The organism is Nocardioides dokdonensis FR1436 (assembly GCF_001653335.1).
In the GTDB taxonomy this organism is placed as follows: Bacteria; Actinomycetota; Actinomycetes; order Propionibacteriales; family Nocardioidaceae; genus Nocardioides; species Nocardioides dokdonensis.
This window is the reverse complement of sequence record NZ_CP015079.1, coordinates 1,993,538-2,006,690: the sequence shown is the minus strand read 5'-3', so window position 1 is coordinate 2,006,690 and position 13,153 is coordinate 1,993,538. Positions and strand designations below refer to the sequence as shown.

Below are 13,153 nucleotides of genomic sequence, written 5' to 3'. Positions count from 1 at the left end.
GTGCTCAAATTGAGGTCATGTAAGCAGGAAGCTCAGGACTCGCAGGCGTCGCACACGCCGGCGATCGACGTGGCGAGGAAGTGGCGTGGGCAGATCGGACCGAGCCGTTCGACCCGGGGGGCGCCTCCACCCCGGCCCGCGCGGTGACCAGGCAGCTCGACGTAGGTCTCGGTGGCGGCGATGGTGACGTAACCCTTGCCGACCCGGGCGACGCAGCGTCCGCCCCGACCCAGCGCGATGTAGGAGTCGCTGTGCGGCAGCCAGATCTCGTCGTAGGCAACGAAGCGCAGCGCGTCACGGATGAGCCGGTGGGTGCCCTCCCAGCAGCCGAGCACGCGCATCGCGTCATCCAGACTGTGGCAGTACGTGCGACCCGTGCCGTGGATCTCAGCCCGGCACCACGTGCAGATCGCCAGGCGCGCGAGGTCGTTCGCAGTCGCAGCGACCACGGGGCTGCCCACGTGGGGGCAGCCGAGGATGTGCAGCCGCTGACCGGTGGCGGTGCGGAAGAGCTCGATGGTGGGCTCGGGCTGAGCAGTCATGGGGACCTCCGGAGTTTGTGAGGATGTGAGCATATCACGGATATGCGCACCGTTGCGCTAATCTGCTGCTATGCCCTCCGCGCTCACCGACTACCCCCGCCCCAACCTGGCCGTGGACCTCGTCGTTCTGACGATCCCGGAGCCAGCAGGCAGTCGCCATCTAGAGCTCGGTCTGGTGGCACTCCGACGCCCAGACGGCCGGGCCGTGCTGCCAGGCCGCTTCGTCCACGAGCGCCAGACGATCCGGGAGACGGTCATCGAGCTGATGGCCGAGAAGCTCTCCCTGCGGCCGCGTCGCAGTCTGCGCGTGCAGATGATCGACGTGTACGACGACCCCAGTCGGGACGAGCGCGGCTGGGTGGTCTCGGTCGCCCACGTGACGTCGCTCCTCACCGAGCACCTCGCGCGACTGCCCCAGGAGACCACCGAGGTGCTCCCCCTGCACGGTCGCGCCGACCGGGGGCGTCGCATCACACCCGAACCGCTGGCCTACGACCACGACGAGATGGTGACGACGGCCGTACGCCGCGCCCGCCGCCGCTACGAGCGCTCCCCCGACCCGCTCGGCCTGCTGCGGGCGCCGTACACGCTCAGCCAGCTGCGGCACGTGCACGAGGCCGTCCTCGACGAGCCGCTGAAGCGCGACACGTTCAACCGACGGATGCTGCCCTACCTGGAGGCGGAGCTGGACTCGCGCGGTGAGCCGGTGCTGACCTCGGAGACCGTCGGTCGCCCGGCGCAGCTCTACCGGCTGCGTCGGGCCTCGGTACGTGACGCTGAGGCCGGGCCGTTCCCGCTTCCCAGGTCGCCGAGGGCCTAGAGTCCCTCGGCATGGACATGGGCGAGAGCATCGCGGGCGCATACCTGCGTCACGTCGAGAAGTGCCAGTCGATCACCTTCAACACGTTCCTTCCCGACGCCCAGGGTGAGATCGACGTTATCGGAGTCCGTCTGGGCGAGCAGATCGACGTGTTCGTCGCCGAGGTGGCCATCCACCTGGAGGGCCTCCAGTACGGCACCTACGACTTCACCACGAAAAAGGTGCGGACGAAGATGGCTTCGGCGCGCAGGTACGCCGAGCGTCTCTACCCGACGGCGAACCTGCACCTGGAGTTCTGGTCACCGATCGTCCCGAGTGGTCTGGTCGAGCGCATCGAGCAGCACGCCGCCTCCGAGGAGTTCACCCTTGTGGCCAACAAGGAGTTCACGGGGCGTGTGCAGTCGCTGGTGGACCTCGCGAGCAAGCACACGAAAACGACCGGCGAGCCTGCCTACCGGATGCTGCAGCTGCTCACGCATCTGCGCGGCCACGCGAACCTCCAGCTCTGAGGTCTCGACGCTTTCCCTCACGGCCTCGAGCGGCCTCGGGGGCGTGCTCCGAAGCCGTCCAGGGCGCGAGCAACCTCAGCCCAGACCGTGTGTCCGTCGGGAAGGGACTCCCTGACCCGACGCAGGGCCTGCGCGATCTCTCGTTCCTCCTCCGACTCGAGGAGCGATGCGAAGCGCTCGTCCAGCAGCCAGGGGACGTCCTCACTGGCGTGGTGGGCGACGAGGTCGAGGAGGATCTCGAGCGTGCGTGAGGTCTCGGCGAACGGCGTACCCGGCAGGCTGACCCAGTCGAGCTGCTTCTCCCACAGCTCGCGACGAGGCCCTGCCGCGTCGACGTCGAGCAGCGTCCCGAATCGGCCGGTCATGCGGTGCGACTCTCGGTACTCCTCGACCTCGTGCATCAGGCGCACCACGTTGTCGTCCTGCATCGACGCGCCGACGACGAGCAGGTGGCGGGTCATCAACAACGTCTGGAGGAGGGCTCCTGCGGGACGGGTCCGAGAGTCGAAGAGGACGAAGCTGCGACGGGTCAGAACGATCGACCCAGGGCGATCCACGTCCCCGTGCAGCTTGAGAACCCAGCCGGTCGAACCTGGGTTGTCAGCACCCGGCAGGATGCGGGTGACCTGTGCGCCGCGCGCTGTCACCGCCTGCTCGTACAACGTGTCGTAGTTGGTGGTCACGACTTCGCGGCACCCCAGCGACGCGAGCAGGGCATGGGCCAGCGAGGGCCGTCCCGCCCCCCGCACCCGCTCGGCCACCCGGTGACGGAAGTCGGGGAACCTTTTCTCGAGCAGCTCGGCCTGATCCACTGGAGAGAGCCCGACCAGCGAGCCGTCATAGTCGGTGGCCAACTGCTGGAGCAGCTCGTCCCAGCTCGGGAGGCCGGCTGGGATGCTGGCCCCGGCGCCCAGGAACAACGCCAGCTCGCCTCGCCTGGCTTGCTCACCCAGCCGTTGAGCCGTCGATCTCAGCCCTTCCGTCAGGACGTCCTCCAGCAGCGGTGCACGCAGGCGCTGGGCGGCTGCGTGCACCGCAGCGTCCGGTGTCACGAGCGCCACGTCCACGCACAGCTCGGCGGCCATCTCGTGGAGCCCGGCCATCAGGTCCTTGAGAAGGTCACCACGCCGCTCACCGTGCCCACCGCCCGCGATGCCCGTGACAGGGACGGCGATGACCGGGAGGACACGATTCTCCTGTCTGCCGAGCTGAGCCTCTGCCGCGCTGCGCACCGCACCGAGGGTGCGCGCCACCACAGCAGTGGCGTCGATGCGCGACGTGGCCCCCACGCTCACGAACCAGAGGTTGCTGCCATCAGCAGCGCGCCCCCACCCGGGCCCCGGCCAGCCGGGAGGCCTGACGTCCTCGCGCCGCCGTTCGCCGAGGAGCTCGTGCCAGTAGGAGCGGAAGTGCATCCCGTCAGATGTGGGGACGACCGCAGCGTCGTGCACCACGCTCTCGATGCGGCCATGCACCACGAAGAGGTGCCCTGGAGGCAGCTGCTCGCTCATTCAGATCCCCAATCTTCTTGCGACCTCGTCGCCACCCACGCGGCGGACGACCTCGGGGTCACCCACGACGACCAACACGTCGGTGGCCCGCGACATGCCGACGTAGAGGCGTTCACGCGCACGATCACGCTCGCCCGCCTCGTTGACGCACAGTACGACGCAAGCGCGCTCGAGTCCCTTGGAACCGAGGACGTGCCCGTAGAAGACGTCCTCGCCGTCCCAGAAGGAGCGCCAGTAGCCGATGGGCCCGTGCCGCTCGAACTGCTCGGTCTGCACGGGGTGGCGGTGCCCGGTGGTGAGCAAGGCGACCTTGGCGGGGTCCCAACCGTCCTCGAGCAGCGCCTCGACCTGGTCGTCGGCGACCCCGACCGCGTCGTCGCGGCTCGCGGGCACGAACCGCACGGCGAGGCCGTCGCCGCCGCGGGCCTGCATGCGGGTCGGCGCGAGGGGGCCGAAGGTCTCGTAGATCTGCTTGGTGTTGCGCAGGCCATGGCTATGCCGTCCGAACACGAACGACCCCGACACCATCAGGGCGTCGGGGTCGTCGTACGGCTAGTGAATCAGCTGCAGCCGGAGGTGCTGCCGCAGCCCTCGCAGACGTAGCAGGAGCCGGCGGGGCGCATCTTGGTGCCGCAGGTGAAGCAGAGCGGGGAATCGACGGCGGTGCCGGTGATCTTCTCCATCAGCTCGGCCGAGGTGTGGGCACCGGAGGTGTCGCGTCGGGTGGTCTCGACGACCTCGGCGACCTCGGCGACCTCGACAGTCTCAGCGGTCTCGACGACGCTCGCTTCGCTCGCTGCTCGACCAACGATCGGGTGGTCGACGAGCTCAGCGGCGCCACCGGTCTCCTCGACGGGCTCGTAGGAGCCGGTCTCGAGGTAGCGCTGGCGCTCGTCGGCCGAGTAGATCGACAGGGCCTCGCGGTCCTCGAAGGACAGGTAGTCCAGGGCCAGGCGGCGGAAGATGTAGTCCATGATCGACTGCGCCATCCGCACGTCGGCGTCGTCGGTGAGACCGGCGGGCTCGAAGCGCAGGTTGGTGAACTTCGAGACGTAGGTCTCCAGCGGGACGCCGTACTGCAGGCCGATGCTGACCGCGATCGAGAACGCGTCCATCACGCCGGCCAAGGTCGAGCCCTGCTTGCCGAGCTTGAGGAAGACCTCGCCGAGTTGGCCGTCGTCGTGGGCACCCGAGGTCATGTAGCCCTCGGCGCCACCGACGGTGAACGACGTGGTGCGCGAGGTGCGCGACTTGGGCAGGCGCTTGCGGGTCGGGGCGTAGACGACCTTCTCCACGACCTTGGTCTCCACGGGGGCGTCGGCTGCCTTGTTGGAGTCGACGCCCTTGTTCTCGCCCTTGCCCGAGGACATCGGCTGGCCGACCTTGCAATTATCGCGGTAACAAGCGGTCGCTTTCAGCCCGAGCTTCCAGGACTGGAAGTAGATGTCCTCGATCTCCTCGACCGTGGCGGTCTCGGGAAGGTTGACGGTCTTCGAGATGGCGCCGGAGAGGAACGGCTGGCAGGCCGCCATCATCCGGACGTGACCCATCGGCGCGAGGGAACGTGCACCCATCGCGGTGTCGAACACCTCGTAGTGCTCGGTCTTGAGGCTGGGCGCGTCGATGACGTGGCCGTGCTCGGCGATGTAGGCGACGATCGCCTCGACCTGCTCGGGCTGGTAGCCCATCTTCCTCAGCGCCCGCGGGATCGTCTGGTTGACGATCTGCATGGAGCCGCCGCCGACGAGCTTCTTGAACTTCACCAGCGAGAAGTCGGGCTCGATGCCGGTGGTGTCGCAGTCCATCATGAAGCCGATGGTGCCGGTGGGCGCGAGCACGGAGGCCTGCGCGTTGCGGAAGCCGTTGGCCTCGCCGAGGGTCTGGACGTCGGCCCAGGCAGCGGTCGCCAGCTTGTGCACCTGCGAGTCGGCGATGTGCACCGGACGCACGGTGTCGTTGGCGGCCTGGTGCTTGCGCATCACGCGCTTGTGCGCGTCGGCGTTGCGGGCGTACCCGGTGTAGGGGCCCACCACGGCGGACAGCTCGGCCGAGCGCTTGTAGGAGACACCGGTCATCAGCGAGGTGATGGAAGCGGCCATCGCGCGGCCACCGTCGGAGTCGTAGCCCAGGCCCATCGCCATCAGCAGCGCGCCGAGGTTGGCGTAGCCGATGCCGAGCTGGCGGTAGTCGCGGGTGGTCTGGCCGATCGGCTCGGTCGGGAAGTCGGCGAAGCAGATGGAGATGTCCATCGCGGTGATGATCACCTCGACGGCCTTCGCGAAGAGCTCACCGTCGAAGGTGTCGTCGTCCTTGAGGAACTTCAGCAGGTTCAGGCTCGCGAGGTTGCACGAGGAGTTGTCGAGGCTCATGTACTCCGAGCACGGGTTGGACGCGGTGATCCGGCCCGTCTCGGGGTTGGTGTGCCAGTCGTTGATCGTGTCGTCGTACTGCAGACCCGGGTCGGCGCACTCCCACGCGGCGGTGGAGATCTTGCGGAACAGGTCGCGGGCGTCGACGGTCTCGATGACCTCGCCGGTGCCGCGCGAGCGCAGCCCGAACTCGGTGCCGTCCTCGACGGCGCGCATGAACTCGTCGGAGACCCGGACCGAGTTGTTGGCGTTCTGGTACTGCACCGAGGTGATGTCCTCGCCGCCGAGGTCCATGTCGAAGCCGGCGTCGCGCAGCGCACGGATCTTGTGCTCCTCGCGCGCCTTGGTGGCGACGAACTCCTCGATGTCGGGGTGGTCGACGTCGAGGACGACCATCTTGGCCGCGCGGCGCGTGGCGCCACCGGACTTGATGGTCCCGGCGGAGGCGTCGGCGCCGCGCATGAACGAGACCGGGCCCGAGGCGGTGCCGCCGGAGGAGAGGAGCTCCTTGGAGGAGCGGATGCGCGAGAGGTTCAGGCCAGCACCCGAGCCGCCCTTGAAGATGAAGCCCTCCTCCTTGTACCAGTTCAGGATCGAGTCCATCGAGTCGTCGACCGAGAGGATGAAGCAGGCCGAGACCTGCTGCGGCGACGGCGTGCCGACGTTGAACCAGACCGGGGAGTTGAAGGAGAAGTACTGGTTGACCAGCAGCCAGGTCAGCTCGTGCTCGAAGACCTCGGCGTCGGCCTGGGTGGCGAAGTAGCCGTGATCGAGGCCGGCTTTGACGTAGGTGGAGACCACCCGGTCGACGAGCTGCTTGAGGCTGCGCTCGCGGGCGTCGGTGCCGACGGCGCCGCGGAAGTACTTGGTGGTGACGATGGTGGAGGCGTTGACCGACCAGGTGGAGGGGAACTCGACACCGCGCTGCTCGAAGACGGTCGCGCCGGTCTTCCAGTTGGTCTGGACGACGTCGCGGCTCTCCCAGGTCAGCTGGTCGTAGGGGTGGATGCCCTCGGTGCTGAAGACGCGCTGCATGGTCAGGCCCTTCCCGCTGCCCGTCGTCGTGCCCTGGGTGGCTGTGTCGGCTGCGCCGCTCACCGTCTCGGTCATTGCCGTGCTCCTCTGTGGTCCCGCTCGGGGGGTGCTGGTCTCGTCGTCGTGCTCAGGGCTCGTACTGCTGCTCGTGCTGGGCGACCCGGTCTCCATGGTCGCCGCGACCACCGACACCGGCGCTCCGGTGCGGTGGGGGAAGGGTTGGTGCGCCCGGCAGGTAGCTTCCCCACTACCTGCCGGGCGGTCTGGGTCAGCCCGTGGGGGCTGGAACGGGCTCGGTGTCGAGCGTGAGTCGCTCGGCACGGAGCATGGCGATCTCGTCCTCGAAGTCCGCCGCGGAGGCGAACTGGCGGTAGACGCTCGCGAAGCGCAGGTAGGCCACCTCGTCGAGCTCGCGCAGCGGGCCCAGGATCGCGAGGCCGACCTCGTGGGCGGCCATCTCGGCGGCGCCGGAGGAGCGCAGCGCGTCCTCGACCGCCTGGCCCAGGCAGGCCAGCTGGTCCTCGGTGACCGGGCGACCCTTGCAGGCCTTGCGGACACCGGCCACGGCCTTCTCGCGCACGAAGGGCTCGGCGGCCCCCGAACGCTTCACGACCGTGAGCTGCATCTGCTCCACCGTGGTGAACCGCTTCGAGCAGTCCGAGCAGGTACGCCGACGCTTGATCGAGCCGCCGTCGTCGGAGACCCGGGAGTCGAGGACCCGGGTGTCGGTGCCACGGCAGTAGGGGCAGTGCATCAGGGTTCCTCCTCTCTCGGGCGCGCCGGACGGGCCCCTGCTGGGGTCCGTACCTGTGGATATCGAAGCTGTTCCTGTGGAGAACAACCGTCCACCTGTGCACCTTCCACATCGGTTCTGTGAACTAGATGTGGATAACTACACCGGTGTAACTACTAGATGTAGTGGAACCGTACGCCTGCGGACCCGAGGTGCGCAACCCGGTCCGCAGAATTGGTGTGATCTGGATCTCGCTCCCCGCATCGGTGCAGGTCAGCGCCACGCAGGCAGCCCCAGTTCCTCGCCCCGGTCCCCGCGACCAGGGGGCATCGGCCACAATGGGCACGTGGACGGGGAGGTCGTGGACAGGGTGGTCGTGGAGCCGAGCGGGCACTCTCCAGCACCCCCCGCTCCGGGCAAGCGGGCCGGGGCTCGGCGGGCCGCGAAGCCGAAGCGCTCCATGGACCCCCGGATGCTCGGGCTCGCCCTCGGGGTCACCGTGGCGGTGGTGGCCTGGGGCTACCTCGTGTACGCCGCGATCGACTTCGGCGCCGAGGCCCGCAGTGGCGAGTCGGCCGCATGGTTCTTCCTGGCGCTGGCCTCGCTGGGCGCCGTGGCCTGCCTCTTCGTGGGACTGATGCTGGTCGTGCGGCTGCTGCGCGCACTGGGCATCACCCAGGCGCCTGCGCCACGCTCCCCCGACGCCACAGACTCCCCCGAACCGGCCACCGCGCAGCCCGCTGGACGCCGCGCGGCCCGCTGAGGCCGCACCGTGCCGCACTCATCGGGGCCGAGCTCCACCGGAGACAGCGCGAGGGGCGGGCCCACCTGGGCCCGCCCCTCGCTTCCCCTGGTTTCGCCGGCCGGGGTCGAGGCGACCGGCGAAAATCGTGGGCGGCCGCAGCCGCCAGTGCCCCGCAGGGCCGTCGAGCAGCCTCAGCTGGTCGGGACCCGCAGCCGCTGACCGGTGACCACCAGGCCACCGTCGAGGGCGTTGAGCGTCTGGATGTGCTGGATCATCTCGCGCACGTCGTCACCCTGGGCCCGCTCCGTGGCGATGGCCCACAGGGTGTCGCCGGTGCCGACGGTGATCACCTCGGTCGGCGGGGGCGTGCCCTTCTCGCTGGTGGCCATCGAGCCGCCGGCCAGGAGGACGCCGGCCAGGACCACCAGCACCAGCGCGAGGCCCAGGACGACCAGGCGACCGCGACGGGTCAACCGGACCGGGCCGGGCGTCGTACGCGTCTGGACGGGGTGCTGGGTCTGCATGGGGAACTGGGCGATGGTGCTCATGGTGACCTCCTGGGGAAGGGGGTGGTCGTTGTCGTGATCGGTCGAGGTGATGTCTACAGACGGCCACCGACAGTCCCGGTCGAGAAGCTCCTCGACCAGGTGTTCGATCGAACACATGAGCGAGACTAGATCAGGTGTTCGAGGGAATGCAAGAGGGTGCGCGAACAATTGTTCGAGGCCTGTCGACGGGGGTTACCAGCCACACCCACCGGGCCGCGGTCCGACACGCCGTTCGAACAGATGTTTGAAGTTGCCCGCCCTGCGGCGCTACCGTGTCCTCACGACCATCCGAGCGGACACCCCGGCTCGGGCCTCGCGCACGAAAGGCACACGATGGCGACCAAGGACGGCGTCCCCCGCAAGCGGAAGGTCGCGGAGCTGCCCGACGGGCCCCCCGACGCGACCGGCCTCACCCCACGCCAGGTCAAGGTGCTCGGCTGCATCAAGGAGGCCATCGAGACCCGCGGCTACCCGCCGAGCATGCGCGAGATCGGCCAGGCCGTCGGCCTGACCAGTACCTCGAGCGTCTCCCACCAGCTGAAGGTGCTCGAGGAGAAGGGCTTCCTCAAGCGCGACGCGCACCGGCCCCGCGCGCTCGAGGTCTTCCTGCCCGAGCTGATGGCGCGTCGCCGCGCGATCTCCTCGGCCGACGACAGCTCGGTCGACGAGACCGACGTCGGCAACACCATGCCGGCCGCCACCTACGTCCCGGTCGTGGGTCGCATCGCCGCCGGTGGTCCGATCCTGGCCGAGGAGCGCGTCGAGGACGTCTTCCCGCTGCCCAAGCAGCTCGTGGGCGACGGCACCCTCTTCCTGCTCGAGGTCTCCGGCGACTCGATGATCGACGCCGCCATCTGCGACGGCGACTACGTGGTGATCCGCCAGGAGCAGACCGCAAGCAACGGCCAGATCGTGGCCGCCCTGATCGGCGACGAGGCCACCGTCAAGACCTTCCAGCGCAAGGACGGCAAGGTCTGGCTGCTGCCGCACAACGACGCCTACGAGCCCATCGACGGCACCCACGCCTCGATCCTCGGCGTCGTCACCGCGGTGCTGCGCAGCCTCTAGGGACAGCCTCTGGGGGCAGCCCCTGAGCCCCGCACCTGTCGCACCGTCGAACCGACGGTGAACACTCGGCGTCCGAACCCCCGTCCGCGTCACGCGGACGGGGGTTCGTCGTTGGATGAGGCGTGACCCCACCGCAGATCCCCTCCCCTGCCGCTCCCTCCCCCACCGGGCCCGTCCGCGACGCCGAGCGCGACCGCCTGGCCGCCCTGGGGCGGCGTACGGTCCTCGCCGTCGGGGCCGGCAGCGCCGCCGTGGCCGCCGGCAGCGGCGCACTCACCGCGCCCGCTGCCCGCGCGGCCAGCGCCCGGCACGACGTCTTCGCGCACGGCGTCGCCTCCGGCGACCCGCTGCCGCACGCGGTGCTGATCTGGACCCGGGTCACCCCCACCCGGGCCGCACAGCCCGGCTCCGGGAAGGGCCCGCGGCTGGGGGTGCGCTGGGAGGTCGCCACCGACCGCCGCTTCCGCCGTGTCGTGCGCCGCGGCCGCTTCGCGACCAGCGCCGCGCGCGACCACACCGTCAAGCTCGACGTCACCGGCCTCCAACCGGAGACGACCTACTACTACCGCTTCGTCGCCCGCGGGCAGCGCAGCCCGGTCGGCACCACCCGCACCGCCCCCGCCAAGCGCGCCACCCCCGCCAACCTGCGCCTGGGCGTGGTCTCCTGCGCCAACCTGCAGGCCGGCTGGTTCAGCGCCTACCGCCACCTCGCGGCGCGCCGCGACCTGCACGCGGTGCTGCACCTGGGCGACTACTTCTACGAGTACGGCCCCGGCGAGTACGGGATGGGTCGCGACAACGTCGACGTGCGCCCGCACGACCCGCCGCACGAGGTCGTCACGCTCAGCGACTACCGGCGCCGGCACGCGCAGTACAAGACCGACCCGGACCTGCAGGCGCTGCACGCGGCGCACGCCTGGATCGTGACCTGGGACGATCACGAGGTCACCAACGACCAGTGGAAGGCAGGCGCGGAGAACCACGACGACACCGAGGGCGACTACCGCCGACGGCGCGCCCGCGCCCACCGCGCGTACGACGAGTGGATGCCGGTGCGCATGGACGGCACCGCCTCGCTGGGCGACGGGGCGCGGCTCTACCGGCGCCTGCGCTTCGGCGACCTGGCCGAGATCAGCATGCTCGACCTGCGCACCTACCGCTCCGAGCAGGTCGCGACCCCGATCATCGACTCGGAGATCAACGACCCCTCGCGCTCGATCACCGGCAAGCGGCAGATGGAGTGGCTCAAGGACTCCCTGACCCGCGGCAACCACGCGCCGCAGTGGAAGATCATCGGCAACCCGGTGATGATCGCCCCGGTCACCTTCGCCGACCTGCCCAACGAGCTCGTCGACCCGGTCAACGACGTCACCGGGCTGCTGCCGCAGGACGGCTCGCCCTACAACGTCGACCAGTGGGACGGCTACACCGCCGATCGCCGCGAGGTCTTCGCCCACCTCGACGACCACCAGGTCAAGGACGTGGTGTTCGTGACCGGCGACATCCACTCCGGCTGGGCCAACGACCTGCCGCTGGACACCTCGGCCTACCCGGTGCTCGGCGACTCGGTCGCGGTGGAGTTCGTGTGCTCCTCGGTCACCTCCAACAACCTCAAGGACATCACCGGCCAACCCGCGCTGACCCCCGTCGTGGAGGCGGTCTTCATGGCCAACAACCGGCACGTGAAGTACCTCAACTTCGACGACCACGGCTTCTCGGTGCTCGACATCACCGCCGAGCGCACCCAGATGGACTGGTTCATCATCGGCTCGCGCGACGACAAGCAGACGACCGCGACGCACGACGCGTCGTTCCGCACCCTCGCCGGCACCAGCACGGTGCAGCGCGTCGCGACCCCCGTGGGAGACAACTGATGTGCGAGTCCGACGTGCCCCGCCCCGCCGGCGCCGACGCCCCGTTCGCCCGCGGGCTCGGTGAGATCCGCGCCGGTCGACGTACGGTGCTCACGGCGGCGGCCTCCGGCCTGGCCTTCTCGACCGTGGCCGGCCTCCAGCCGGCGCTCGCCGCACGGGCCTCGACCCGCAAGCGGGCCTACGTGCTCGTCGTCGACGGCTGCCGGCCCGAAGAGATCGACAGCGGCCTGACGCCGAACCTCCTGGCGCTGCGCGAGGGCGGACTGCACCACCCGCGGGCCACCTCGATGCCGGTGATGGAGACCATCCCCAACCACACGATGATGATGACCGGGGTGCGCCCCGACCGCAGCGGCGTGCCGGCCAACGCCGTCTACGACCGCGAGCTGGGCGACGTCCGCACCCTCGACCAGCCCTCCGACCTGCGCTTCCCGACCATCCTCGAGCGGCTCGACAAGCGCGGGCTGAGCACCGGCACGGTGCTCAGCAAGGAGTACCTCTACGGGATCTTCGGCGAGCGGGCCACGCACCGCTGGGAGCCGGCGCCGATCGTGCCGATCTCGGGCCACGCGCCCGACGAGTTCACGATGCGCGCCACCCTCGACATGATCGAGGAGTTCGACCCGCACCTGGTCTTCGTCAACCTCGGCGACGTCGACCGGCTCGGGCACTCCGACCTGACCGGGCCCACCACCCTCGAGGCCGCCCGCCGGCTCGCGCTGCTCAACACCGACCGGCTCGTCGGGAACTTCGTGGCCGAGCTGAAGAGCTCGGGGCGCTGGGAGCACTCGATCGTCGTCGTGCTGGCCGACCACTCGATGGACTGGTCCTACCCCGACAGGATCGTCTCCCTCGACGGTCCGCTCTCCGACGACCCGTTCCTGGCCGGCCGGTTCGCGATCGCCGACAACGGCGGCGCCGACCTCGTCTACTGGACCGGACCGGCCGCCGACCGCGACAAGGCCGTACGCCGCATCCGCCGCATCGCCTCCGAGGTCCCCGGGGTGCTCAAGGCCTGGGACCGCCGCGCCGGCTGGTTGCGCCTGGGCCCGGAGTCCGGCGACGTGGTGGTCTTCTGCGAGGCCGGGTGGCGCTTCAGCGACCCGGACGTCTTCTCCAACCCGATCCCCGGCAACCACGGCCACCCCGCCACCCGCGCCATCCCGTTCTTCATCGGCGGCGGGCACCCCGCGGTCCCCGCGGGCCGGGTCTCCTCGCGGCACGCCCGCACCACCGACGTCGCGCCCACCGTCGGTGCGTTCTTCGGGCTGAAGCCGCCGCGCGGCGGGTACGACGGGCGGGCGCGGCTGTAGAGCGCCGGGCACGGCGCCGGGACGTCATACGTTGGGCGGTGACGGACGTCCCGCCCGTATGACGTCCGGCGGCCGGACCAGGGCCG

At 69.9% G+C, this 13,153-nt stretch carries 12 protein-coding genes; 6 read left to right on the top strand and 6 right to left on the bottom strand.

The features are described 5' to 3' along the window. Positions 1 to 32: 32 nt before the first annotated feature. Entirely contained in the window at positions 33 to 542 is a 510-nt protein-coding gene (locus tag I601_RS09455; RefSeq protein WP_068108678.1) for a hypothetical protein, read from the bottom strand. A gap of 70 nt (positions 543 to 612) precedes the next feature. On the opposite strand from I601_RS09455, the gene I601_RS09450 reads away from it, so the two are divergent. Next, entirely contained in the window at positions 613 to 1,362 is a 750-nt protein-coding gene (locus tag I601_RS09450) for an NrtR DNA-binding winged helix domain-containing protein (protein WP_068108675.1), read from the top strand. An 11-nt stretch (positions 1,363 to 1,373) separates the two neighbouring features. Beyond that, positions 1,374 to 1,871, top strand: coding sequence for a hypothetical protein (locus I601_RS09445; RefSeq protein ID WP_068108672.1), 498 nt, complete (start codon positions 1,374 to 1,376; stop codon positions 1,869 to 1,871). Positions 1,872 to 1,888: 17 nt separating this feature from the next. On the opposite strand, the gene I601_RS09440 is transcribed toward I601_RS09445, so the two are convergent. The 4 genes from I601_RS09440 to nrdR form a co-directional block, all read right to left on the bottom strand. Next, on the bottom strand, positions 1,889 to 3,124 hold the full coding sequence (locus I601_RS09440) for an SIR2 family protein (protein ID WP_169834685.1): 1,236 nt from the start codon (positions 3,122 to 3,124) through the stop codon (positions 1,889 to 1,891). A gap of 258 nt (positions 3,125 to 3,382) precedes the next feature. After that, positions 3,383 to 3,892 carry an ATP-binding domain-containing protein gene (locus tag I601_RS09435; protein WP_237089597.1) on the bottom strand — a complete coding sequence of 170 codons (510 nt, stop codon included), beginning with the start codon at positions 3,890 to 3,892 and terminating at the stop codon, positions 3,383 to 3,385. Between the two features lie 50 nt (positions 3,893 to 3,942). Continuing rightward, positions 3,943 to 6,861 (bottom strand): vitamin B12-dependent ribonucleotide reductase, encoded by a 2,919-nt coding sequence (locus I601_RS09430; RefSeq protein ID WP_068108664.1) that lies wholly within the window; start codon positions 6,859 to 6,861, stop codon positions 3,943 to 3,945. A 193-nt stretch (positions 6,862 to 7,054) separates the two neighbouring features. Further along, a complete protein-coding gene (gene nrdR, locus I601_RS09425) occupies positions 7,055 to 7,540 on the bottom strand; it encodes a transcriptional regulator NrdR (RefSeq protein ID WP_068108660.1) in 486 nt (161 codons plus the stop codon). Between the two features lie 325 nt (positions 7,541 to 7,865). On the opposite strand from nrdR, the gene I601_RS09420 reads away from it, so the two are divergent. Beyond that, complete coding sequence (locus tag I601_RS09420) at positions 7,866 to 8,282, top strand: hypothetical protein (RefSeq protein ID WP_157520007.1); 417 nt, start codon at positions 7,866 to 7,868, stop codon at positions 8,280 to 8,282. Between the two features lie 173 nt (positions 8,283 to 8,455). Here the strand turns inward: I601_RS09420 and I601_RS09415 are convergent, their stop codons facing one another. After that, the gene (locus tag I601_RS09415) at positions 8,456 to 8,812 is read right to left on the bottom strand and encodes a LysM peptidoglycan-binding domain-containing protein (RefSeq protein WP_068108652.1); all 357 of its coding nucleotides are present in this window, start codon (positions 8,810 to 8,812) and stop codon (positions 8,456 to 8,458) included. 333 nt (positions 8,813 to 9,145) lie between these two features. On the opposite strand from I601_RS09415, the gene lexA reads away from it, so the two are divergent. From lexA to I601_RS09400, 3 genes are all read left to right on the top strand, one after another. After that, positions 9,146 to 9,880, top strand: a complete 735-nt coding sequence (lexA, locus tag I601_RS09410) for a transcriptional repressor LexA (protein WP_068108649.1) — start codon at positions 9,146 to 9,148, stop codon at positions 9,878 to 9,880. A gap of 122 nt (positions 9,881 to 10,002) precedes the next feature. Then, positions 10,003 to 11,754: an alkaline phosphatase D family protein gene (locus I601_RS09405; RefSeq protein ID WP_237089596.1), complete on the top strand. Its 1,752-nt coding sequence runs from the start codon at positions 10,003 to 10,005 to the stop codon at positions 11,752 to 11,754. Then, on the top strand, positions 11,754 to 13,067 hold the full coding sequence (locus I601_RS09400; RefSeq protein WP_084527392.1) for an alkaline phosphatase family protein: 1,314 nt from the start codon (positions 11,754 to 11,756) through the stop codon (positions 13,065 to 13,067). The genes I601_RS09405 and I601_RS09400 overlap by 1 nt, the downstream gene beginning before the upstream one ends. Positions 13,068 to 13,153: the final 86 nt, after the last annotated feature.